Source organism: Variovorax sp. Root318D1, assembly GCF_001424835.1.
In the GTDB taxonomy this organism is placed as follows: domain Bacteria; phylum Pseudomonadota; class Gammaproteobacteria; order Burkholderiales; family Burkholderiaceae_C; genus Variovorax.
In genome coordinates this window covers 256,589-279,177 of sequence record NZ_LMCQ01000020.1, presented here as the reverse complement: position 1 = coordinate 279,177, position 22,589 = coordinate 256,589, and the positions used below count along the sequence as shown (strand labels likewise).

Annotated in this window: 18 protein-coding genes; 10 read left to right on the top strand and 8 right to left on the bottom strand. The window is 67.4% G+C overall.

What is annotated here, in order from left to right; genetic code table 11:
* The first annotated feature begins 4 nt into the window (after positions 1-4).
* On the top strand, positions 5-535 hold the full coding sequence (locus tag ASC78_RS18110; RefSeq protein ID WP_055804136.1) for a hypothetical protein: 531 nt from the start codon (positions 5-7) through the stop codon (positions 533-535).
* Between the two features lie 171 nt (positions 536-706).
* Positions 707-1,954, top strand: a complete 1,248-nt coding sequence (locus ASC78_RS18105) for an MFS transporter (protein ID WP_082517577.1) — start codon at positions 707-709, stop codon at positions 1,952-1,954.
* Here the strand turns inward: ASC78_RS18105 and ASC78_RS18100 are convergent.
* Positions 1,935-2,885, bottom strand: a complete 951-nt coding sequence (locus tag ASC78_RS18100; RefSeq protein WP_055804133.1) for a LysR family transcriptional regulator — start codon at positions 2,883-2,885, stop codon at positions 1,935-1,937. The genes ASC78_RS18105 and ASC78_RS18100 overlap by 20 nt on opposite strands.
* Before the next feature lie 48 nt (positions 2,886-2,933).
* Here ASC78_RS18100 and ASC78_RS18095 point away from each other — a divergent pair, with 48 nt between their 5' ends.
* Positions 2,934-3,458 (top strand): GNAT family N-acetyltransferase, encoded by a 525-nt coding sequence (locus tag ASC78_RS18095; protein ID WP_055804131.1) that lies wholly within the window; start codon positions 2,934-2,936, stop codon positions 3,456-3,458.
* A 22-nt stretch (positions 3,459-3,480) separates the two neighbouring features.
* Here ASC78_RS18095 and ASC78_RS18090 read toward each other — a convergent pair whose 3' ends face one another.
* From ASC78_RS18090 to ASC78_RS18080, 3 genes are read right to left on the bottom strand one after another with little or no spacing between them, the layout of a single operon-like run.
* The gene (locus ASC78_RS18090) at positions 3,481-4,743 is read right to left on the bottom strand and encodes an AI-2E family transporter (RefSeq protein WP_055804128.1); all 1,263 of its coding nucleotides are present in this window, start codon (positions 4,741-4,743) and stop codon (positions 3,481-3,483) included.
* Complete coding sequence (locus ASC78_RS18085; protein WP_055804126.1) at positions 4,740-5,486, bottom strand: LytR/AlgR family response regulator transcription factor; 747 nt, start codon at positions 5,484-5,486, stop codon at positions 4,740-4,742. Before ASC78_RS18085 ends, ASC78_RS18090 begins: the two co-directional genes overlap by 4 nt.
* Positions 5,483-6,583: a sensor histidine kinase gene (locus ASC78_RS18080; RefSeq protein WP_082517576.1), complete on the bottom strand. Its 1,101-nt coding sequence runs from the start codon at positions 6,581-6,583 to the stop codon at positions 5,483-5,485. Before ASC78_RS18080 ends, ASC78_RS18085 begins: the two co-directional genes overlap by 4 nt.
* A gap of 22 nt (positions 6,584-6,605) precedes the next feature.
* Between ASC78_RS18080 and argH the strand changes: the two genes are divergently transcribed.
* Together argH and ASC78_RS18070 are read left to right on the top strand one after the other, a co-directional pair.
* On the top strand, positions 6,606-8,003 hold the full coding sequence (gene argH, locus ASC78_RS18075) for an argininosuccinate lyase (RefSeq protein ID WP_055804120.1): 1,398 nt from the start codon (positions 6,606-6,608) through the stop codon (positions 8,001-8,003).
* A gap of 13 nt (positions 8,004-8,016) precedes the next feature.
* Positions 8,017-9,492 carry a rhomboid family intramembrane serine protease gene (locus ASC78_RS18070; RefSeq protein WP_055804119.1) on the top strand — a complete coding sequence of 492 codons (1,476 nt, stop codon included), beginning with the start codon at positions 8,017-8,019 and terminating at the stop codon, positions 9,490-9,492.
* Positions 9,493-9,505: 13 nt separating this feature from the next.
* On the opposite strand, the gene ASC78_RS18065 is transcribed toward ASC78_RS18070, so the two are convergent.
* The 3 genes from ASC78_RS18065 to ASC78_RS18055 all read right to left on the bottom strand — a co-directional run bounded on the left by ASC78_RS18065 (position 9,506) and on the right by ASC78_RS18055 (position 12,000).
* Positions 9,506-10,807, bottom strand: a complete 1,302-nt coding sequence (locus ASC78_RS18065) for a tetratricopeptide repeat protein (protein ID WP_055804114.1) — start codon at positions 10,805-10,807, stop codon at positions 9,506-9,508.
* Positions 10,808-10,820: 13 nt separating this feature from the next.
* Entirely contained in the window at positions 10,821-11,357 is a 537-nt protein-coding gene (locus tag ASC78_RS18060) for a hypothetical protein (RefSeq protein ID WP_055804111.1), read from the bottom strand.
* Positions 11,358-11,454: 97 nt separating this feature from the next.
* A complete protein-coding gene (locus ASC78_RS18055; RefSeq protein WP_055804110.1) occupies positions 11,455-12,000 on the bottom strand; it encodes a DUF3455 domain-containing protein in 546 nt (181 codons plus the stop codon).
* Positions 12,001-12,200: 200 nt separating this feature from the next.
* Here ASC78_RS18055 and ASC78_RS18050 point away from each other — a divergent pair, with 200 nt between their 5' ends.
* The 4 genes from ASC78_RS18050 (at position 12,201) to ASC78_RS18035 (ending at position 15,273) form a co-directional block, all read left to right on the top strand.
* On the top strand, positions 12,201-12,776 hold the full coding sequence (locus ASC78_RS18050; protein ID WP_235505120.1) for an RNA polymerase sigma factor: 576 nt from the start codon (positions 12,201-12,203) through the stop codon (positions 12,774-12,776).
* Positions 12,777-12,801: 25 nt separating this feature from the next.
* Positions 12,802-13,554 (top strand): anti-sigma factor, encoded by a 753-nt coding sequence (locus ASC78_RS18045; RefSeq protein ID WP_055804105.1) that lies wholly within the window; start codon positions 12,802-12,804, stop codon positions 13,552-13,554.
* A 28-nt stretch (positions 13,555-13,582) separates the two neighbouring features.
* Positions 13,583-14,374: an SGNH/GDSL hydrolase family protein gene (locus ASC78_RS18040; RefSeq protein ID WP_055804389.1), complete on the top strand. Its 792-nt coding sequence runs from the start codon at positions 13,583-13,585 to the stop codon at positions 14,372-14,374.
* A 176-nt stretch (positions 14,375-14,550) separates the two neighbouring features.
* Positions 14,551-15,273, top strand: a complete 723-nt coding sequence (locus tag ASC78_RS18035) for a tetratricopeptide repeat protein (RefSeq protein WP_082517575.1) — start codon at positions 14,551-14,553, stop codon at positions 15,271-15,273.
* Here ASC78_RS18035 and opgC read toward each other — a convergent pair.
* On the bottom strand, positions 15,270-16,412 hold the full coding sequence (opgC, locus tag ASC78_RS18030) for an OpgC domain-containing protein (protein ID WP_055804098.1): 1,143 nt from the start codon (positions 16,410-16,412) through the stop codon (positions 15,270-15,272). The genes ASC78_RS18035 and opgC overlap by 4 nt on opposite strands.
* 151 nt (positions 16,413-16,563) lie before the next feature.
* Between opgC and ASC78_RS18025 the strand changes: the two genes are divergently transcribed.
* Complete coding sequence (locus ASC78_RS18025) at positions 16,564-22,584, top strand: alpha-2-macroglobulin family protein (protein ID WP_055804095.1); 6,021 nt, start codon at positions 16,564-16,566, stop codon at positions 22,582-22,584.
* The last annotated feature ends 5 nt before the right edge of the window (positions 22,585-22,589 follow it).

Sequence of the window (22,589 nt, the reverse complement as noted above, 5' to 3'; positions counted from 1 at the left end):
TTCCATGACCACCATCCAGTCCCGCCGCAAACTCATCGTCATCATCCTGCTGTGCGTGGCGATTGCGGGCGGGCTCGTGCGCCACTACGCGGAGCGCGGGTCGACCACGCGCGACATCGGCACGCTGCTGATGGTGCTTTGGGTGCCCGTCATCGGCAACGTCATCGGCTGGCTCATTGGCAAGATTCCTCGGCGCGCGCCTCCGGCCGAGCCCGTGGGCTTCGATGCGGCGGGCACGTTCACGCCGCACCTTCGTGTCGAACTCACGCTGCGACCGACGGCGCTGCTTTCGCACAACGTGCCGCTTTCGGCGGGCGAATACCGCTGCGCGCTGGTGGTCGGCAACGAGGGCTTCTCGGCGCGTTGGTTCGTGCCGCAGGGCGAAGTGCTCGAGCGGGGCACGCCGCATGCGCTCGACGTCGAACTGCTGGCGCCGGACATCGCAGCAGTGAAGTTCCGCGAAGGCGAGAGCTTTCGTGTACTGGTGGGCGACTCGTTCATCGGCGACGGGCGGGTGCTGCAACCACGCATCTGACGCCATCGAGAAAGAGGGAACAACGCAAAAGGGGCGATTGTTCGTCCCTGGGAAACTGACTACTGCTGGAGAGCCCCTTTGTGAAAGGCCCATCCGCTTCGACACTGAACGGCCTTTCGCAACAACGTGTCGGCTCACGCTTCGCCGATGCGATCCCAGGACCTTCTTCCCATGATGAATTCACCCAGCAGCAACCCCTGCGCCGACGATCTGGTGCCCGAGCCGGCCAAGGCCGACCGCTCCACCCGTTCCGCCTGGTTGGCCGTCGGCTCGATTGCCGTGGGCACCTTCGCGATGGTGTCGACCGAGTTCATGCCCATCGGCCTTCTGACCGACATCGCGCGCGGCCTGAACGTGTCCGACGGCACGGCCGGCCTGATGATCACCATGCCCGGCGTGCTGGCCGCCTTCGCCGGGCCGGCGCTGATCGTCGCCTCGGGCCGCCTCGACCGGCGCACCGTGCTGATTGCACTCACCGCGCTTCTGATCGCCTCGAATCTGCTGGCCGCCCTTGCGCCCAACTTTGCCACCATGCTGGTCGCGCGGCTCATGCTGGGCCTGAGCGTCGGCGGCTTCTGGACCTTTGCGCCGGCCGCGGCCACGCAGCTGGTGCCCGATGCCTCGAAGGCCCGGGCCATGTCACTGGTGCTGGCGGGCGTGTCCGCCGCCACCGTGCTCGGCGTACCCGCGGGCTCGTTCCTCGGCACGCTGTTTGGTTGGCGCGCTTCCTTCGCCGTGACCGGCGCGCTCGCGGCGCTGGTGCTGGTGGTGCAGCTGTGGCTGCTGCCCGCGATACCGCCGGTGCGCGCCATCGGTGCGCGCGACCTGCTCACGCCATTGACGCGGCGCATGGCCCAGGTCGGCCTGCTCGCGGTGCTGTTCTTCATTGCCGGCCACTTCGCGGCCTACACCTACCTGAAGCCGCTGCTGCAGCAGGTGTTCGGGCTGGTGCCGAACTCGGTCTCCACGCTGCTGCTGGTCTACGGCGCGGTCGGATTCATCGGCACCTTCATCGGCGGCAGCCTGGTGGCGCGCAGCGTGCGCGGCACCACCCTGCTCGCGGCGCTGATGCTTGCGACGGCGTTGCTGCTGTCCACGGTGATCGGCAGCGGCTTCGTGGCCGGCGCGGTCGTGGTCTTCATCTGGGGCGTGGCCTTCGGTCTGATCCCGGTGGCGCTCACGGGCTGGATGATGGATGCCGTGCCCGATGCACCCGAAGCCGGCCAGGCACTGCTCGTGAGCGGCTTCCAGGTGGCGATTGCTTCCGGCGCGCTGATCGGCGGCGTCACGGTCGACAACTACGGCATCTCGAGCGCGATGGTGCTCAGCGGCGTGCTGGTGCTGATTGCCGCGCTCATCGTCGGCACGCTGGGCCGCGCGCGCGGTGGCTCTACCCTCGCTACTTTTTCGGCCGAGTAGCAAGCGGCGCGGCCTTGCCCTTCTTGCCGGCCGCGACGATCGCGTCGAGCACCACGCGCAGCGCCTTGTTGACCGGCTTGTCGCGCCGGATCACGACAGCCAGCGTGCGGTGCATGCGCGGGCTCAGCTGGCTCACCTTCAGGCCGGGGTGGGCGCCGCGGCCCGCCATGGCCATGCGCGGCACGATGCCGTAGCCCAGCCCCGCGGCCACCATCTCCTTCATTGCCTCGACGCTGCCCAGCTCCATCACGGGCTGCGGCTGCAGGCCATCGGCCGCGAACCAGCGATCGACCAGCTTGCGGGTGTTGGCCGCGGGCTCGAACAGCACCAGCGGCAAGGCGGCCAGTTCGGCGGGCGCCACGCGCGCCTTCAGCGGCGCGAGATCGCTGCGGCCAATAGCGACGAACTCGTCGTCGAGCACCGGCACCACGCTCAGCGAGCGCCCCGCGGCCGGCAGCGTGACCAGCGCGAGGTCGATGCTGTTTTCTTCCACCCTGCGCACATGGTCGTCGGTGTTGCCTGTGCTCACCACGATGCCGAGCGCCGGAAACTGCTCGCGCAGGCCGCGCAGCAGCGCCGGTAAAAAATACAGGCAGGCCGTTGCGCCAGTGCCCAGGCGGACGCGGCCCGTGACGCCGCTGGCATGGTCCGCCAATGCGTCGATGGCGTTCTCCACCGCGGTTTCGATGTGCTGAATGTGCCGAAGCAGTTCGACGCCCGCCGGCGTGGCCTTGGCGCGCTTGCCTACCCGTTCGATCAGGCGCACCGCCAGCCTGCGCTCCAGCTGGCGGATCTGCAGGCTCACCGCCGGCTGCGTGAGGCCGAGCCGGTCGGCCGCGGCCGAGAAGCTGCCGGTTTCGATCACCAGCCCGAACGATTTCAGCTGGTCGAGGTTCAGTGTCTTGTCCAAAGTATTTCTTATGCCTTGCATAGATCAACGAAGCTTCACTTATCGATGCCGTCGGGTCAAGATCGGCGCATGCCCTCATCCACCCTTGCATCCCCCGCCGTCGAGATCCTCGATGCCGGGCCGAACCACGTGCCGGCCGTGCAGGCGATCTACGGCCACTACGTGCTGCACGATTTGTGCTCCTTCGAGGAAGAAGTGCCCACGGCCCCGCAGATGCAATTGCGCCGCGCCGACGTGGTTGCGCGCGGCCTTCCCTACCTCGTGGCCATGAAGGATGGCGAGGTGGCCGGCTATGCCTATGCGAGTCCCTACCGCAGCCGCTCGGCGTACCGCCACACGGTGGAAGATTCGATCTACGTCGCGCCGGGCATGCAAGGCCACGGCATCGGCAAGGCGCTGCTCCAGGAGGTAATCCGGCGCTGCACAGAGAGCGGCTTCACGCAGATGGTGGCGGTGGTCGGCAACAGCGCCAACGCGGGTTCGCAGCGCGTGCACGAGAGCCTCGGCTTCGAGACGGTGGGCGTGCTGCGCAACGTCGGCTTCAAGTTCGGGCAGTGGGTCGACACCGTGCTCATGCAGCGTGCGCTGCGCTGAGCCGCCGACGCACCAGCCCGGCCTATTCCCCCAACAACTCGCCGATCGGCTGCAGGTCTTCGACCCGGTCGCAGATCGACTTGATCACCATGGTGATGGGAATGCCGAGCAGCAGCCCCCAGACGCCCCACAGCCAGCCCCAGAAGATCACGCCGACGAACACCGCCACGGGGTTCATGCGGCTGGTGCGGCTGGTGAGCCAGGGCACCAGCAGGTTGCCGACGAGGGTGTGGATGATCAGCGACGTGCCGGCCACCAGCAGGCCCATTTCGATGGTGTTGAACTGCACGAAGGCCACCAGCCCCGCCGCGGCCATGATGATCACCGAGCCGATGTACGGCATGAGATTGGTCACGGCCGCCACGATGCCCCAGACGGCGGCGTTGTCCAGGCCAAGGGACCAGAACGCCACGCCCGTGGCAACCCCGACCAGCATGCTGGTCAGTATCTGCACCAGCAGATAGCGCTCGATGTTCTGCGTGATGTCGTCCAGCACATGCACCGTGATCTTTTTCTTCTGCAGGCTCGGGCCCGTGATCTTGATCAGCTTGCGCCGGAACGTGTTGCCGGAGCACAGCGCGAAGAAGGTGAGAAAGGCGACCAGCGTGAGCTGCCCGATAGCGCCCAGCAACCCGACGGTGCCGCTCCACAAGTACTCCCGCACGTTGAAGGGCGGCCGCTCGATGATGACGCGGGCCACGCCCTTGCGAGCCGCGACGCGGGCGGAGTTCTCCTCGGCCGCGCGTTCGAGCTGCGCAGCGGCCTGCTGCACGCTGTCCAGCGGCGTGGCGGCGGCGTTCTTGTCGCTGCGCGCGGCCTGGCGCAGCTTCTGCGCGGCCACCGGCAAGGCATCGAGAAGCTCCGAGGCGCTGCCCGACAGCGAATAGCCGGTCCAGCCCAGGCCGCCGCCCAAACTCAGCAGGATCACCGCCGCACCGATCCAGCGCGGCACCCTCCAGCGCTCGAGCATGTCGACCAGCGGCGACAGCGCGTAGCTCATCAGGAGGCTCAGCATCAGCGGAATGAAAACCGCCGACGCCCAGCGCAAGGCGAAGACGCTGGCGAGCACGGCGAGCACCACCAGCGATGCGCTGCGCACGTCGACCGGCATGTGCAGCAGCACGCGGTCGGGCTCGGGCTCCGGTTCGGGCCTTGTTTCCGATTCCGTGGCTTCCCGCAGCGGCTCCGGCACGGGTTCGGGCGGCAGTTCCGGCGGGGGCTCCACGGCTTCGGGAGCCTCTTGCACCGCCGCGCCCTGCCCGGTGGTATTCCTGTCGTCGCTCATCGCGGTTCCTTCAGCACTTCGCGCACTGCAGCCAGTTGCCGCCGCGACACCGCGACGGGTTCGGGAATCGCATCGAGCCGCAGGGCCCAGCCTTCGGCGTCTTCCCCGTCGTCGTATTTCTCCAGCGCGCGGATGGCCGAGCGTGCCACCAGCGCATTGCGGTGCACCCGCAGGAAGCGCCCCGGATACCGCTCCTCGAATTCATTCAGCGAGCCATCCAGGATGTGGCTGCGCGAGGCGGTGCGCACCGTGAGGTACTTGTACTCCGATTTCAGGTAGAGCACTTCGGACAGCGGCACCCGCTCGGCGCGGCCGCGGTCCTGGATGAGCACGCTTTCCGACAGGGCATTCGCCTGCAGCGCGCGCCGCTCCTTCAAGAAGCGCTCGGCCTTCTGGAGCGCCTGCTGCAGGCGCTCGGCGCGCACCGGCTTGGTCAGGTAGTCGACCGCGTCCAGGTCGAAGGCGGTCACCGCATGGGCCGCATGGGCGGTCACGAACACCACGGCTGGCGCATCGGGCCGGTCGCGCAGGGCGCGCGCCACCTCGATGCCATCGACGCCGGGCATGTGCACGTCGAGCAGCACCAGGTCGAGCGCCATGTTCTCCAGGTGTTGCAGTGCCTCGGCGCCCTGCGCGGCCTCGGCCACCACCTCGGCAGCGGGCGATTGGCAGTCGCGCAGCAGGGTTCGCAGGCGCGAGCGGGCCAGGGCTTCGTCGTCGACGATCAGGGTCTTGAGGGTCATGGTTCGGCGGGAATGGCAATCCGTACGCGGTAGTTCTTCTGGTCCATGCCGGCGCTGAACTGCATCTGCATGTCGTGCAGCAGCCGAAGCCGGTCGCGCACGTTGGCCAGCGCAATGCCATGGCCGCGCGGCAAAGGCTCGTCGGCCCAGCGTAGGGGCGGCAGGCTGTTGACCACTTCGATCACCACCACGCTGCCACGGCGCTCGGTGCGGATGCGCAGCTTGGCGCCATCGGGACTGGGCTCCACCCCGTGCTTGATGGCGTTTTCCACCAGTGGCTGCAGCAAAAGTGGCGGCAGCCGGGCATTGCTGGCGGCGGCGTCCAGGTCCCAGCGGATGCGCAGGCGGTCGCCGAAACGCACCTGCTCGATGGCCAGGTAGCGCTCGGCCAGCGCGATCTCGTCGGCCAGCGTGCCAGATTCGCCCGGGTCGGCCAGCGCCTGGCGAAACAGCTCGGCCAGGTCTTCCAGCATGGTCTCGGCCTTGGCCGGCTCCTCGCGCACCAGGGCAATGGCGCTGTTGAGGGTGTTGAACAGAAAGTGCGGCTGGATACGCGACTGCAGCTCCTCCAGCCGGGCCGTCATGGCGGCCGGCGTCTGGCCGCGCGCGCGCAGCACCATCGCCGCCATCACGAGGCCCGCAATGAAGGCGCCCGCCACGGCACTGGCCAGCCACGGCGCCGTACCAAGAACGCCGGTGAGCCGCAGCAGGCCGCAGCCGTAGAGCGCGGACAAGGCACCGAGCGCGGCCCCCGCCGCGTACTGCGCCTGCCGGGGCAGACGACCGAGCGGCTTCTTCAGCCCGCAGGCGGCCACCAGCCACAACAGGGTGGCAGGCAAGGCGCCGCCCGTGACGGTGGCGGTCTGCACCAGCCATCCCATCGGGGTGGACGAGACGAACAGCGTGGCCGTCGCCACCAGGGCCTCCACGAAGAGCACCGTGCGCAGCACCACGCCGATCTGGCAGGCGTCGAACAGTCCCGTGCTGCCGCGCGCGGTCAAACGCCCTCTTTCCGGCGGGGCCGAAGGCGTGGGGGTGGAGCTGGCCGATAAAATCGCCGGGTTGCGCATCACAGATACATTGGGTAACCAACCCATTATTGCCTCTCCAACGGTTCCCATGACTCAAAACCAACTCGACAAGAAATCCGAAGCCTGGTCGGCCCTGTTCTCCGAACCCATGAGCGACCTCGTGAAGCGCTACACCGCGAGCGTGTTCTTCGACAAGCGTCTGTGGCAGGCCGACATCGAGGGTTCTCTGGCGCATGCCGGCATGCTGGCCGCGCAGGGCATCATCGCCGCGCAGGACCACGCCGAGATCGAGCGTGGGATGGCGCAGATCCGCAGTGAAATCGAATCGGGCGCCTTCGAGTGGAAACTCGACCTGGAAGACGTGCACCTGAACATCGAAGCCCGGCTGACCCAGCTCGTGGGCGACGCCGGCAAGCGCCTGCATACCGGCCGCAGCCGCAACGACCAGGTCGCCACTGACGTGCGCCTGTGGCTACGCGGCGAAATCGACCTGATTGCCGAACTGCTCGTCGCGCTGCAGGTTTCGCTGGTGGACATCGCCGAGAAGAACGTCGAGGTCATCCTGCCCGGCTTCACGCACCTGCAGGTGGCGCAGCCGGTGAGCTTTGGCCACCACATGCTGGCCTACGTGGAAATGTTCAGCCGCGACGCCGAGCGCCTGCAGGACGTGCGCAAGCGCGTCAACCGCCTGCCGCTGGGCGCCGCCGCACTGGCCGGCACCAGCTACCCGCTCGACCGTGAGCTGGTCGCCAAAACGCTGAAGATGGACGGCGTGTGCCAGAACAGCCTGGACGCCGTGAGCGACCGCGACTTCGCCATCGAGTTCACCGCCGCGGCCAGCCTGTGCATGGTGCACATCAGCCGCATGAGCGAGGAACTCATTCTCTGGATGAGTCAGAACTTCGGCTTCATCCAGATTGCCGACCGCTTCACGACCGGCTCTTCGATCATGCCGCAGAAGAAGAACCCCGACGTGCCCGAACTCGCGCGCGGCAAGACCGGCCGCGTGGTCGGCCACCTGATGGCGCTCATCACCCTGATGAAGGGCCAGCCGCTGGCCTACAACAAGGACAACCAGGAAGACAAGGAGCCGCTGTTCGACACCGTCGACACGCTGAAGGACACGCTGCGCATCTTTGCCGAGATGATCGGCGGCATCACCGTGAAGCCCGAGGCCATGGAAGCCGCCGCCCTGCGCGGCTACGCCACCGCCACCGACCTGGCCGACTACCTCGTGAAGAAGGGCCTGCCCTTCCGCGACGCACACGAAACCGTGGCCCATGCCGTGAAAGCGGCCACCTCGCACAAGGTCGACCTCGCGGAGCTGCCACTGGCCGTGCTGCAGCAGTTCAACCCGAAGATCGAGAAGGACGTGTACGACGTGCTGAGCCTGCGCGGCTCGCTCAATGCGCGCAACATTTTGGGCGGCACCGCGCCGGCGCAAGTGAAGGCACAAATCGCGCGCCATCGCGCACGCCTCGCCTGATCGAAAGCGCCGCTTGTTCTACGCCATCCCGCTCGAAAACAAACCGAGCTGGCGCAATCCGCCGTGGATGACGGTGCTGCTGATCCTCGTGAACATGATCGTGTTCTGGGGGCCGCAGCGCAGTGAAGAAAAGGCCGACGAACGCGCGGCCCACTATTACGCACAGAGCGTGCTGCCCGAACTGGAGCTGCCGCCCTTCGTGGCCTGGCTCGAGGAAACGCGTTCGCCGCGCGCCAAAGCCGCGCAGCGGCTGCTGGCCCGCAAGCAGACAGGGCCGCTGCTCGACGGCATGCAGCAGGAAAAAACGTTCCTGCAAAAGCTCCGAGCAGATGGCGTGGTCACGCCCGCCAATCCACGATACGCCGAGTGGAAGCGCGATCGCCAGCAGTACGAATCGATGCAGCCCGCGCCGTTTACCGAACGCTGGGCGCAGGACTACACCAAGGACGCCGAATTCAAGCCCTGGACCTGGGTCACCGCGGCCTTCCTGCACGGCAGCACCGGGCACCTGCTGGGCAACATGCTGTTCCTCTTCTTGTTCGGGTTCTCGGTCGAGCTGGCGCTGGGCCGCGGCACCTACCTGAGTTTCTACATCCTGGGCGCGGTGGGCGCGTCGGTGCTGGCCGACTGGGCCTATGCGGGCAAGGGCAGCTACGGCCTCGGCGCCTCGGGCGCGGTGTCGGCGCTGATGGGCATGTACGCCGTGATGTACCGGCTGCGGCGCATCCGGTTCTTCTACCAGCTCTTCTTCTATTTCAACTACGTCACCGCGCCGGCCCTGTTGCTGCTGCCGGCCTGGATTGCCAACGAGTTGCTCCAGCATCTGGTGGGCGGCCAGGGCATCGCATACATGGCCCACCTGGGCGGCCTTTTGACGGGCGCGGCACTCATGGCCTGCGCCATGGCGCTGAAACGGGTGAAGACGCCCGAGACCGTGGCCTCGGAACAATCAGACGGCGACGAGGAGTTCAATGGCCACGTGGCCGCGGCACGCCGGCTGGGCGCTGCCATGAAGTTCGAGGCCGCCACGGCCGAATGGCGTGCTGCCGCCGCATTGCGGCCCGGCGACACCGACACACTGCGCGCCTGGTTCAACACCGCGCGGCTCCAGCCCGCGGGCGAAGACTTTCATCACGCCGCGCGCCGCATCTTCCGCCTGCCGGCCACCGACCAAGACACGCTGGCCTTGCAGCACGCCAGCTACACCACCTACCTCGACCAAGCCAAGCCGGGCGCCCGGCTCAAACCCGACGACATGGCGCGGCTCGCGCGCCGTTTCACGCGCGTGCGCCAGTTCCAGGATGCCGACAAGCTGTGCCGCGTGCTGCTGAAGACCGCGCCCGACCATCCCGAGCTGGCCGACACCCTGTCGGTCTGCGCCAATGGCCTGCTGCATGCCGGCGAGCGCGACATGGCCGTCGGATGGCTGCCGCACCTGCTGCGGATCGCGCCCAACGATATGGTGACACGCGCCCTCGAGCGCGCTTGATCAGCCAGGCAAGCTAGGCGGTCGGCCGCAGCAGCCAGCGCACTTCCTGCGTCTGCTCGCTCTCCGGAAAGCGCGATTCGAGCGTCGTCAGAATGGGCTGCGCCATGTCGGTGCGGCCCAGCCCCTGCACCAGCACCCGAGCTGCCAGCTCATAGGCTTGCGGAATGGCCGCATGCCCGCGAAACCGCCGATCGAAACCCGACAACAGCGCCAGCGCGGCATGGGCATCGCCGTTGCGCCATTCGGCTTTGGCCAGCAACATCACCGTGGGTGCGTCGTCGATCGCAAAAGCCTTGTCCTTCTCGCGGCAGGCCCTGAAGACCTTCAGCGCCTCGGACGCCAGGTCGCGCCGCAGCAGCAGCGGAATGTAGCGGCGCGCATGGTCGAGCAAGGTGGCCGCCTTGTCGGGCGAGACCAGCAGCACGCGGTGGTAGCGGCGCTGCGCCGCCAGGTCGTCGGCCGGTGCCACGCGCTGCGCCTCGTAGGCCACGCCCAGCGCGCCGGCCAGGTCGCCCTCGGTGACCAGCTGCGCCACTTCGGCATCGGTGCGCTGCGCGGCGATCTGCTCCGGCGTACGGCGGTCCGCCGGCGCGCCGTCGTCCACGCCGCCGCCGGGCAAGAGGTCGATGCCGAAGGCGTCGTGGTGCTGGTACATCACGTAGCCGAGCAGGCTCGCCATCACCCAGCCGAAGTAGATGAATGCGAAATTGGCGATCGGCAGCACGATGACCCCATTGATCATCGGCAGCAGCACGCCGATGGCGATCTGCGCCCCCGTGCTCAGCAGGAACAGGAAGAAGCACAGCAGCGCATAGGGCCAGCCGATGATGCGCATCGCATCCATCACATGGCCGGGGTTCATGGCCTGGAAGAAGCTGCCCGACTGCACCAGCACGATCACCGCGGCCGGAAAGGTGAACGACACCACGAACAGCGCCACGGTACCGAGCACCGGCTCGAACCATGCCAGCCAGCCGATCAGCGCGCCCTGCACCACCGAAATGGCGAACAGCTTCCACGGCAGGTTGACCCAGTCCTCGTTCAGCTCGCGCGGAAAATCGGCCGAGCGCCAGATGCCGCGCGAACCGAGCGCGGTCACCTTGAAGCCATAGCGGCTGGCCGCGAGCACGATGCCCAGCTCGATCAGCAGCAGCGACAGCCCCGGGTGGACAAAGGGAAGCACCTCGAACAGCAGGCTGCAGAACGCGAGCCCAAGGCCATACATCAACGGCCGCAGCTGGAACGGAAACGCGAAGAAGCTGTTGAGGCGGTGCCAGAAAGGCGGCGGGGGCGGGAGCGAATCGTTGGCGGGCATGGTGCGAGCCCGTTTACTTGAAGAAGTCGCTCTGGCTCATGGCGCCGCGCCCGCCCAGGCGCACCACCGTGACGTCGTCGCCGCGCACGAGCCGCATCTTGCCCAGCTCGCGCTCCAGCCGCTGCGTGAAGCTGCTCTTGAACTGCATCGCGGCCTCGCCCATCTTCAGCACGCTGGTGCCTTCCACGGTGGCGCTCTTGCGGTCGCTCGCAATCTGGACGCTGTCGATGTGGTACTCGTACTCGATGGTGAGAATGCCGCCCATGCCCTCGCCCACCGTCTCGAACATCTTGAAGGTCTTGCGCACGGACTCGCAGGCCTGTTCGCGGTCGCTGGTGGTCTCCTGCGTGCGGCCCATCATCACCGTCTTGCTCTGGATGACGGCTTTCTTGCTGAGCTGCTCGCACAGCTTCTCGGCGTCGCGCGAATAGATGGCGTGCGCCTCTTTCTCGTAGTACTGGCGCACCATGACTTCGTCGAGCTTGCGCCCGCCGATGAAAAAGTACCACGCGCCCACGCAGAGCGCGACAACGATCGCTATTTGCTTCATTCCCGCCCCGCACCTTGGTGCGCCCCGCTCCGATTTTGCGAGGCAGTATACGTTGCCAAATGTTTTCCGGGCGGCGGAAAGCGGGGCCCGAGGACGCTCAGATGGCGCGGTAGAAGATGTAGTCGGCCTGGTACTTCACGACCTGCTTGCGGCCCATGGCCGAGGCGTCGCAGGCTGCGGTCGGGGCCACGCCGCCTTGCGTCGACACGCGCTGGATGTAGCTCACGCCCTGCATGGCGCCCGTGCCCATCGCCGGATTCGCCTTCACCAGCTGATGCGGAATGTTGCCGCTGCCGTTGGGCGCCACCGCCACCTGCGTGGCCGTGACCTTGGAGCCGTCCGTGCTCTCCCAGGTGGCGGGCGGGCCGTAGTACCTGCCCACCTGCTTGCCGCTGCGGTCCAACAGCCTGGCGTCGGGGCCAACGAAGACCCATTCGTGCTGGCCGGGCATGCTGGCCTTGGCCCGGCATTCGTAGGTGATCTCGCCGGCGCCCACGGTCTCCATGGCCACCGCGTGTCCGGCCGGCACTTTCACGGCATCGGGCAGGGCGGCCTGCGAATAAATCGGGGGCTTGGCGCCCATGCCGGAACAGGCGGCCAGGCCGGCGGCGGTGGCGAGCGCAGTCAGGATGCGGATGGTCATGGTCGGTTCCTTTGTCCGAATTTCTTCGGATCGATGACGGTGAATGGAGCGCGAGTCCGTGCCTGGTGTCGTGCGTTTTCGACGGCCTCGCAGGCCTGTACGGAAGTCGCGGCCGAATGGATTCACGGCCGCCGAAGTGAATCCGTCGGGGCCGCGCCGCCGTATCTTTTCCATGCAGGCCAATGCCCCACAATCCGCCCATGACAGCACCCAGCCCCGACGCCGAACTGATCTTGCTGATCGATCGCATCGGCCGTCGCGATGAGGCTGCCCTGCGCCTGCTCTATGACCGCACGGCGCCCAGGCTCATGGGCCTGGCGATGCGGGTCGTGCGGCAGCGCGAATGGGCCGAGGATGTGCTGCAGGAATCGTTCATGACGGTCTGGCGCGTGGCCGGCGACTACCGCGGCACGCTCAGCCCGCCGCTCGCCTGGCTGGGCCTGATCGTGCGCAGCCGTTCGCTCGACCTGCTGCGCCGCCGCACCGCTGATCGCGCCCAGCTCACCCAGGAGTTCGACGAGCTGATGGCCGAGACCCTCGAGTCCGACGCGCCCAATCCCGCCGACACAGCCGATGCCAGCGAGCAGGCCTGGGCGCTGCACCAGTGCCTGAGCCAGCTCGAGGCCCGCCAGCGCGAGGTCGTGAGCCTGGCCTACCTGCGCGAGCTGAGCCACGGCGAACTGGCCGAGCAGCTCAAGCTGCCGCTGGGCACGGTCAAGACCTGGATCCGGCGCGGCCTCGAAAAACTGCGCCTGTGCATGGGGCGCTTCGCCTAGCCGCGACGTCAAAGGCACGCTTTCAATGAACCTTCTCGCCCATCCCGAACTGCTCGAGCTGCTGGCCGCGAGCCATGCGCTCGGCACGTTGCGCGGCGGCGCCCGCCGGCGCTTTGAAACCCTGGCGCGCGAACAGGCGTCCGTGCGCGCCGCGGCGCTGGTCTGGCAGGGCCGGCTCGCGAGCATGACCGAACTGCAAAGCCCGGTCGTCCCCGACGCCGCGGTGTGGACCCGCATCCGCAACATGATCGATGCCGAAAAGGGACAGCACGCCATCGAGCGGCAGCGCAACGTGTCCCCGGCACCTTCGCCTGCAGAGGGCGGCTGGCTGCGCAGCCTCGCACTCTGGCGCGGCGCTGCGGCGGCCGGCGCGCTGGCCACCGTCATGGCGGTTGTGGTCGGGTTGAACCTGCGCGACCAGTTGCAGAACGCGCCGGCGATCCAGTACGTGGCGGTGCTGTCCGACGACAAGGCCGCCGCCTCGATGCTCGTGACCTTCGATCCCAGGAAGCGGCAACTGGTGCTGCAGCGCGTAGGCAGCTACGACGAAGGCGCCGACAAATCGCTGCAGCTCTGGGCCCTGCCGCCGGGCGGCTCGCCGCGCTCGCTCGGCGTGCTCGACCACGCGCCAGCGCTGCGGCTGCCTGCGTCAGAATCCGATGTCCACGCCGTGCCGACCCTGGCCGTTACCTTGGAAGCCAAGGGCGGCGTGCCACCCGGCAGCGGCCCGAAGGGCCCCGTTGTGTTCAAGGGCGCCCTGATTGAGAAAACCATCTGATCTGCTTCCTGTCTTCCCGATGTCTTCGATGAAATCCGCGCTGCTCGCCGCCGCACTATTGACGGCAGCGCTTGCCTCGCATGCCCAGACCGCGTCGGCCGCCTTCCCCTACGAGGCGGACGGCGCCACCGCCGCGGACGCTTCCTCCGAATACCTCGCCGCAAAGGCGCGCTGGCACAACGAGCTCGCCGCCTTCGCCCGGGCCGACCAGCAGCAGTTCCCACCACCCGGCGGCGTGGTGTTCGTGGGTAGCTCCACCGTGCGCATGTGGAAGAACCTCTCGCAGGATTTCCGCCAGGTGCCCGGCATCGTCAACCGCGGTTTCGGCGGTTCGACCATGGCCGACTGCAGCCTGTTCGCGCGCGACCTGGTGGTGCGCTACAAGCCGCGGCACGTGCTGGTGTACGCCGGCGACAACGACCTGGCCGAAGGCCGCACGCCGTTGCAGGTGCTCGAAAGCTTTGCGCGATTTGCCAACGCCGTGCGCGCCGAGCTGCCCAACACACGCATCAGCTTCATCTCGGTCAAGCCGAGCCCCTCGCGCGAGCACCTGATGCCGCTGGTCCGCGAGACCAACAACGTGATCTCGGCCTATCTCAATCTTCTGCCCGACAGCGAATACATCGACGTCTTCACGCCCATGCTCGGCGCCGACGGCCGGCCGCGGCCCGAACTGTTCCGCGGCGACCGGCTGCACCTGACTGACGAGGGATATCGGCTGTGGCAGTCGGTCATCGCGGCACGCCTGCCGGGGGCCGTTGCGGCCGCCCCGGTGCCGGCGCCCGCGCCGCCGCAGGCACCGGCGGCCGCGCTGCCCTGACGGCCAGGTGTGATTCATTTCACGAAGACCTGCCCGTTCTGCCTGAAGCGCTGAATGCCCGACCTGAGACGCGCTCCCGCTGGCTAGACTCGCGACGCATTCTGCGCGCGCAGCCAAACGCGCTACCGTTCTTCTTCAAGAAAAAACACCGCATCGAGCGGCAAGGGAGAGTCTCAATGTTAATGAAATCCTGCGCAGCGGTCTTGCTATCGCTGCTCCTGTGCGCGTGCGCCACAAAGCCCGAAGCAGAGTCCGCCCGGCCGTCTATGGAAGCGGCCAAAAACGCCAATTCGGCCGACGCGCTCGTACGCCGTGCCGCGGAATTGGTGAGTTCGAAAAAGCCCACGGAAGCTTTGCCTCTGCTCGATCAGGCCATTGCCCAATACGAACGTGCATACCGCGAGAGCGGTGTTCTCGCCTACTCTGCACGCTCCGCCCCCGAAACCCTCCTCTATGCGCTCGAGGGCCACAAACAGAACATCCGCGCGCAGGTCTATGGCGTTGAATGGGGACTCGCTTATTTTCTGAAAGGGTTTGCGCTGATCGACCTCGGCCGCATTCCCGAGGCCAAAGCGGCATATGAGGCTGCCATCAAGCTCTCGCCGCGCAATTCGCAATACCTTTCGGAACGCGGGCACATCCATGCGCTCGAGCGCGACTGGTTGGGATCACTGCAGGCCTTCGACGAAGCCCTGCGCGCGGTGGAACTCACGCCGCCGGCGCTCAATACACGCGAGAAAACCCGGGCCCTGCGAGGCATGGCCTTTGCACAGGTCGAACTCGGGAACCTGAATGCGGCCAAAGCGCTGCACGAGCGTGTGCTGCAAATCGATCCGGCGAACCGAATGTCCGTGAACGAACTTCAGTACATCAAGGACCAGTTGGCGAAGCGCCCCTAAGCGCGCGCCGGCTCCGTGGACATATCGTCCGCCGGCGGCGGCAGGTCGGCCCCACGTGTGAAGCGCGCCACCGCGTACATGCCCGCGAAGACCGTGAGCAGCAGCAGGCCGTCTCCCCACCAGGGTCGCGCCATCTGGTTGTCGCCATAGAAGGCCAGCACCAGCAGCACAGCCACCAGGTGCGCGCAGAACACCGGCAGCGAGGCCGCGCCCATGGCCTCGAGCCAGTGCAGGCGCGGTATCTTGCGCATGAACCACGGTCCGAAGCGGACCGCCAGGACGCCCAGCGCCACCAGGTTGACGATGCGCAGCGGCCCCAGCTGCCACTTGTCGAACAGCAGGTTCAGCTCCACGTCGCCGCCGAACGGCGCCTGGCCGTTGATGCCGTGGTGGCGCCACCAGAACCCGTAGAGCGCAATGGCCAGCGCCGGCACCCACAGCCAAGCCGGAAAGCGCAGCGGCCGCGCGTCGGGCATGTTGCGGCTGGCGCCCAGGCACAAGCCCGAAAACCACAGGAACTGCCAGGCATAGGTGTTGAAGGCGCCCATTTCATGGAAAGGAACCGGCAGCCCCAGGTGGCGCTGCGCCAGCTCGTAGATCCATTCGCTCAGGCCGAATTGCGCCAGCGCCCACAGCGTCGCGCTGGCGCCCATCACCAGCATCCAGCCATGGCGCATGGCAAAAGCCAGCACCCAGGGGCTCATCAGCATGAAGAAGATATACATCGGCAAGATGTCGAGCAGCGGGGGCTCGTAGATGAGCAGCAGGCCGAACAAAAAGCCGTCGCGTGGCTCCGCGAGGTAGTAGGAGACCAGGTTCTTCACCGCCGGCTGGTCGATGTGCAGCCCCAGCGCCGCGATCACAGTGAAAAGAAACAGCAGGATCGCCGCCTGGCAGAGATACACCTTGACCACGCGCCGCCAGAAGGCCTGGCGCATCGAGTCGACGCCGCGCACGTGGCCGATGCGGCTGTACACCAGCCCGGCCACGAAGGCCGACAGCAGCACGAAGCCTTCGGCCGCCGAAACAAAGCCGAAGGGCTGGCCCAGCGGGTCGGTGAGGCGTGTGGGCAAATGGGTGACGGTCATCAGCACGAGCATGAGCCCGCGCAATGCGTCTATTTCCCAGTAGCGTTTCATCGGTCGGCGGCGAGGTCTTGGTGGCGGTCCGCGCGGCGCACGCACGACAGTGCCGATTGTATGAAGTCGCGGCGAGGCATATGGCGACTGGCACAGCCGAACCGCCTTGCAAATACGCTACGCTGCGCGTGCTTCAAGGTGGAGAAAAAAATTGAAAAGAACCATTCCAGCATTGCTTCTGGCCGGCAGTGCCTTTTTTGCCGCGCCGGGCCATGCCCTCCAGATCACTAGCCTGACGCCGCAAGGCGAAGTGGCACGCGTGCGCCAGATCGTCGCCAAGTTCGACCAGCCCGCAGTCAATTTCGGCGACCCGAAGGCGCCCGCGCCGCTCACCGTGAGCTGCACCGACGCGCAAGCCGGTAAAGGCACGGGCCGCTGGACCGACGCCAAGCAGTGGGTCTACGACTTCGAGAACGACCTGCCGCCCGGCGTGCGCTGCACCGTCACGCGCATCCCCACCTTCAAGCCCAGCTCGGGCGGCGAGTTCACCGGACCGGATCGCTATCAGTTCAATAGCGGCGGCCCGTTCGTGCGCAACTTCATGCCCGGCAGCTATGGCCGGATCGACGAGCAGCAGATGTTCGTGCTCGAACTCAACGGCGCGGCCACGGCGGAGAGCGTGCGCCAGAACGTCTGGTGCGCGGCCGACGGTATCGGTGAGCGCATTCCGGTCAAGCTGCTCGACGGCGAGCAGCGCACCGGTCTTCTCAAGGCCTTCAGCCGCGAAAAGGAAGCCGCCAAGGACCCGCTGCGCTTCATTGCGCTGCAATGCAACCGCACGCTCACGCCGGGCAGCAAGGTGCAGATCGTCTACGGCAAGGGCGTGGCCACGCCATCGGGTGTGGCCAACAACGTGGAGCGCCGCCTGAGCTTTCAGGTGCGCGAGCCGTTCGCGGTGTCTTTCACCTGCGAGCGCGAGAACGCGCAGGCCGCCTGCCTGCCGCTGCGGCCGATGCAGTTGCAGTTCAATGCGCCGGTCACGCGCAAGCTGGCCTCGCAGATCCAGCTCAAGGGCGGCGGCAAGACGATTGCCGCCACGCTCGAGAACGACGGCGGCGCGGCCAGCGAAGACGACGTGGTCAGCTCCGCGAGCTTCAGCCCGCCGCTGGCGGAAGACACCAAGTTCACCATCGAGCTGCCGGCCAAGTTCGAGGACGCCTCGGGCCGGCCGCTGGCCTCGCCGGGCACTTTTCCGCTGAAGGTGGCGACAGGCGCCATGCCGCCGCTGGCCAAGTTCGCGGCCTCGCCTTTCGGCGTGGTCGAACGGCTCGCCGAACCCGGCACGCCGGCGATGATGCCCGTGACCGTGCGCCGCGTGGAGCCCGCGCTCATGGTGCAGGCGCTCACGCCTGGCAAGGTCAGCGACATGAGCCCGAAGACCGACGCCGAAATCATCGCGTGGTTCCGCAAGGTGCGCCGCTACGACAACTACACCATCTCGCGCGAACAGGCGCGCAAGGACATCAAGGGCACGCTGCCGCCGGTCATCGACAAGGACGACCGCACCAGCCTGCAGACCCGCATGCTGTCCCTTCTCGCGGGCCAGCCGGGCGTGAAGGCGCTCGACATGCCCAAGGCCGAGAGCGGCGATCCGCGCCCGTTCGAAGTCATCGGCATTCCGCTCACGCCCGGTTTCCACGTGCTCGAGATCGCTTCGCAGAAGCTGGGCGACGCGCTGCTCGACGAGCGCTACGGCGCGAGCCGCACGATGTACGTGCGCACCACCGCGCTGGCCACCAACCTGGCCGTGCACTTCAAGCTCGGCCGCGAAAATTCGATGGCCTGGGTCACCACGCTCGACAAGGGCAAGGTGGTGCCGAACGCCGAGGTGCGCGTGTCCGGCTGCGACGGCAAGGCCGTGGCCACCGGCACCACCGACGCCAACGGCATCGTCAACCTCACAGGCATCTCGCCCGAGGCGCCCAGCTGCAACGGGCCGAACGAATACGACTCCGGTGCATGGTTCGTCAGCGCCCGCGCCAAGGACAGCAAGGGCGTCGAGGACCTGGCCTTCACCTGGAGCGACTGGCAGCGTGGCATCGAGCCCTGGCGCTTCAACGTGCCCACCAACCTGCAGCCCGAGCCCGACCGCGTGGCCCACGCCATCTTCGACCGCACCTTGCTGCGCGCCGGCGAAACGGTGTCGATGAAGCACCTGATCCGCACCCAGACCAGCAAAGGCTTCGGCCTTCCCGAGAACCGGCCCGACACGCTGGTGGTGACACACACCGGCAGCGGCCAGCGCTTTACGCAGCCCCTCGCCTGGCGCAAGACGCCGACCGGAGGCCTGAGCGCTGAGAACACCTTTGCGATACCGCCGGCTGCCAAGCTGGGCGTGTACGACGTGATGCTGCGCACCGGCAAGGGCAAGGACGCCGACAGCGGCGACTCCGAAGGCGACGGCGACGAGAGCGGTCGCAACCGCAGCTTCTCCACCGGCCAGTTCCGCGTCGAGGAATTCCGCCTGCCCGTGCTCGAAGGCCGCATCGCCCCGACCGACAAGAAGCCGCTGGTGAACGCGCTCTCCGTGCCGGCCGACGTGCAGATCAACTACGTGGCCGGAGGCGGCGCCGCCAACCTGCCGGTGCGCGTCTCGGCGATGGTGCGCGGCAAGAGCCTGAGTTTTGCCGACCATGACGCCTTCAGCTTCAACCCGCCGCGCGTGCAGGCCGAGGGCGCGCAGGCGGCCGCGGCTGAGACAGCAGGCGGCGAAGAAGACATCAACAGCGCCAGCGACACCCGCGTGATTGCCGACAAGCTGCCGCTCACGCTGAACAAGGACGGCGCCGGCAAGGTCACGATCGACAAGGTGCCCAAGGTCAAGGCGGCGCGCGAGCTGCTGCTCGAGGCCACCTATGCCGACCCGAATGGCGAGGTGCAGACCATCCGCAGCACGCAGACGCTGTGGCCCGCGTCGGTCATCGCGGGCATCAAGACCGAGGGCTGGGTCTCGACGAGCCAGAAGCTCAAGTACCAGGCACTCGCGCTCGACCTTTCTGGCAAGCCCCAGGCCGGCGTCACGCTCAACGTGCGCGCCGTGGCGCGCATCACCACGACCAGCCGCAAGCGCATGGTGGGCGGCTTCTACACCTACGACAACAAGACCGAGACCAAGGACATCGGCACCGTCTGCAGCGGCAAGAGCGATGCGCGCGGCCTGCTGCTGTGCGAGTCCGAGCTGAAGGAACCCGGTGAGGTCGAGCTGGTGGCCAGCGCCACCGACAGCGAAGGCCGCGACAGCCGCGCCGCCAGCTCGGTGTATGTGACCAAGCAGGGCGAACTCTGGTTCGGCGGCGAGGACAACGACCGCATCGACGTGCTGCCCGAGAAGAAGAGCTACCAACCCGGAGAAACCGCCAAGTTTCAGGTGCGCAGCCCGTTCCGCTTTGCCACCGCGCTGGTGTCGGTGGAACGCGAAGGCATCATTGAAACCCGCGTCGTCCAGCTCGACGGCAAGGACCCGACCGTGAGCCTGCAGGTCAAGCCCGAGTGGGGGCCGAACGCCTATGTGAGCGTGCTCGCGCTGCGCGGCCGCCTGCGCGAAGTGCCGTGGTACAGCTTCTTCACCTGGGGCTTCAAGGCACCGCGCGAGTGGTGGACCGCCTTCTGGTACGAAGGCAAGGAATACGTCGCCCCCACTGCGATGGTCGACCTGAGCAAGCCCGCCTACCGGCTCGGCATGGCCGAGATTCGCGTCGGCACGCGCGCGCACCAGATCGACGTGACCGTCACGAGCGACAAGCCCAGCTACCCGGTGCGCAGCAAGGCGCAGATCACCATCTCCGCCAAGCTGCCCGACGGCAAGCCCGCAGCCGGCGCCGAAGTGGCCCTGGCCGCGGTTGACCAGGCCCTCCTGGAGCTGATGCCCAACGACAGCTGGAACCTGCTCAACGCCATGCTGCAACGGCGCAGCTGGGGCGTGAGCACGTCTACCGCGCAGATGGAAATCGTCGGCCGGCGCCACTACGGGCGCAAGGCCGTGCCCGCGGGCGGCGGCGGCGGCAAGGGGCAGACGCGCGAGCTGCTCGACACGCTGCTGCTGTGGAACCCGAAGGTGGTGCTCGACGCCAACGGCCAGGCCGTGGTGACAGTGCCGCTCAACGACGCGCTCACCACCTTCAAGATCGTGGCGGTGGCCGATTCGGGCACAAGCCTCTTCGGCACCGGCCAGGCCAGCATCCAGGCCACGCAAGACCTGCAGATCATCAGCGGTCTGCCGCCGTTGGTGCGCGAGGACGACCAATTCCGCGCCCAGATCACGCTGCGCAACACCACGCAAAAACCCATGAAGGTGGAAGCTACGCCGCGCGCCACGCTGCTCACGCTCGAGACGCAAACCGTCGACATTCCGGCCGGCGAGGCGCGTGAAGTGGCATGGACCGTGACCGCGCCCGCGCAGCTCGCGCAGACCCGCGCCGAAGCCATCCTGTGGGAGATCGAGGCGAAAGACACGCTCGGCGGCGCGCGCGATGCGCTCAAGGTGCGCCAGCGCATCGTGCCTTCGGTGCCTCTCACGGTGCAGCAAGCCACGCTGGTGCAGGTCGATGGGCCTTTCACCATTGACGTGGCACCACCCGCCGACGCCCTGCCCGGCCGCGGCGGCCTGAAGCTTTCTCTGCAACCCAAGCTCGCCGAAGGCCTGCCGGGCGTGCGGGACTGGTTCGCGAACTACCCCTTCAGCTGCCTCGAACAGAAGACCAGCAAGTCGGTCGGCCTGCGCGACCCGAAGATGTGGCAGGGCGTGTTGGCCCAGCTGCCGACCTACCTCGACAGCGACGGCTTGGCCAGCTACTTTCCGCCGCGCGATGGCGAGTCCAACCGCGGCAGCGACATCCTCACCTCGTACCTGCTGGCGGCAACGCATGAGGCGGCGGCACTGAACCCCGCCTTTGCGCTGCCCGACGAAGCGCGCGCGCCGATGGAATCGGGCCTCATCGCTTTCGTCGAAGGCCGCATCCAGCGCGAGTTCTGGAGCCCGCGCAAGGACCTGGACGTGCGCAAGCTCGCCGCGCTCGAGGCCCTGTCGCGCTACGGCACGGCCAAGGGCAGCATGCTCGGCAGCATCACCATTGCGCCGAACCAGTGGCCCACCGGCGCCGTGATCGACTGGCTCAACATCCTGAAGCGCGTGCAGGACGTGCCGCAGCGCCAGCAGCGCCTGGACGAGGCCAACAACGTGCTCAAGGCCCGGCTGTCGTACCAGGGCACCAAGCTCGTCTTCAGCACCGAGCAGGACGACTACTGGTGGTGGCTCATGACCAACGGCGACGTCAACACCGCGCGCCTGTTGCTCAGCGTGATGGAGGATCCGGCCTGGAAGGACGACATCGGCAAGCTGGCCAACGGCTTCATCGGCCGCCAGCAGAACGGCGCCTGGCACACCACCACCGCCAACCTGTGGGGCGGACTCGCACTCGAGAAGTTCTCCAAGGTGTTCGAAAGCACGCCGGTGGCCGGCGTCACGGCCGCCACCCTCGGCGCCGTGAAGGCCCAGGTCGACTGGCGCAACGTCACACGCGTGAAGACCACCGACGCGGCCGGAGCGCCCAACCAGGGCACTTTCTTCGGCGCGCCCGAATCGCCGGGCAACCTGAAGAACAACACCATGTTCATGCCCTGGGCCGCTTCGCCGGCGGGCGCGCCGGTGCGCGACACGCTGCTGGTCACGCAGCAGGGCACCGGCAAGCCGTGGCTCACGATGCAGTCGATTGCCGCGGTGCAGCTGAAGGCGCCGTTCGCCGCCGGCTATGCCATCAAGAAGACCATCACGCCGGTCGAGCAGGCCACGGCGGGCAAGTACACCCGCGGCGACGTGCTGCGCGTGACCGTGGAGGTGAACGCCAGCACCGACATGACCTGGGTCGTGGTGAGCGACCCGATCCCGGGCGGCGCCACCATCCTGGGCAGTGGCCTGGGCCGCGACTCTCAGATCGCCACGCAGGGCGAGAGAAAGTCGGGCGCCGGCTGGCTGGCCTTCGAAGAGCGCAGCTTCGAGGCCTTCCGCAGCTACTACGAGTACCTGCCCAAGGGCGTGGTGAAGGTCGAATACACGGTGCGCCTCAACAACGTGGGCGACTTCGCGCTGCCGCCGAGCCGCGTCGAGGCGATGTATGCGCCGGAGATGTTCGGCGAGACGCCGAACGCGCGGGTGAAGGTGGAGGCGGCGAAGTAAGGCTC

What these genes read in the sequence shown, in the direction of transcription:
- ASC78_RS18065 (WP_055804114.1), bottom strand. Translation starts at nt 10,807, where the DNA reads ATGCCCGCCAACGATTCGCTCCCGCCCCCGCCGCCTTTCTGGCACCGC.
- ASC78_RS18105 (WP_082517577.1), top strand. Translation starts at nt 707, where the DNA reads ATGATGAATTCACCCAGCAGCAACCCCTGCGCCGACGATCTGGTGCCC.
- ASC78_RS18085 (WP_055804126.1), bottom strand. Translation starts at nt 5,486, where the DNA reads ATGACCCTCAAGACCCTGATCGTCGACGACGAAGCCCTGGCCCGCTCG.
- ASC78_RS18095 (WP_055804131.1), top strand. Translation starts at nt 2,934, where the DNA reads ATGCCCTCATCCACCCTTGCATCCCCCGCCGTCGAGATCCTCGATGCC.
- ASC78_RS18045 (WP_055804105.1), top strand. Translation starts at nt 12,802, where the DNA reads ATGAACCTTCTCGCCCATCCCGAACTGCTCGAGCTGCTGGCCGCGAGC.
- opgC (WP_055804098.1), bottom strand. Translation starts at nt 16,412, where the DNA reads ATGAAACGCTACTGGGAAATAGACGCATTGCGCGGGCTCATGCTCGTG.
- ASC78_RS18050 (WP_235505120.1), top strand. Translation starts at nt 12,201, where the DNA reads ATGACAGCACCCAGCCCCGACGCCGAACTGATCTTGCTGATCGATCGC.
- ASC78_RS18110 (WP_055804136.1), top strand. Translation starts at nt 5, where the DNA reads ATGACCACCATCCAGTCCCGCCGCAAACTCATCGTCATCATCCTGCTG.
- ASC78_RS18100 (WP_055804133.1), bottom strand. Translation starts at nt 2,885, where the DNA reads ATGCAAGGCATAAGAAATACTTTGGACAAGACACTGAACCTCGACCAG.
- argH (WP_055804120.1), top strand. Translation starts at nt 6,606, where the DNA reads ATGACTCAAAACCAACTCGACAAGAAATCCGAAGCCTGGTCGGCCCTG.
- ASC78_RS18080 (WP_082517576.1), bottom strand. Translation starts at nt 6,583, where the DNA reads ATGGGTTGGTTACCCAATGTATCTGTGATGCGCAACCCGGCGATTTTA.
- ASC78_RS18055 (WP_055804110.1), bottom strand. Translation starts at nt 12,000, where the DNA reads ATGACCATCCGCATCCTGACTGCGCTCGCCACCGCCGCCGGCCTGGCC.
- ASC78_RS18040 (WP_055804389.1), top strand. Translation starts at nt 13,583, where the DNA reads ATGAAATCCGCGCTGCTCGCCGCCGCACTATTGACGGCAGCGCTTGCC.
- ASC78_RS18060 (WP_055804111.1), bottom strand. Translation starts at nt 11,357, where the DNA reads ATGAAGCAAATAGCGATCGTTGTCGCGCTCTGCGTGGGCGCGTGGTAC.
- ASC78_RS18035 (WP_082517575.1), top strand. Translation starts at nt 14,551, where the DNA reads ATGTTAATGAAATCCTGCGCAGCGGTCTTGCTATCGCTGCTCCTGTGC.
- ASC78_RS18090 (WP_055804128.1), bottom strand. Translation starts at nt 4,743, where the DNA reads ATGAGCGACGACAGGAATACCACCGGGCAGGGCGCGGCGGTGCAAGAG.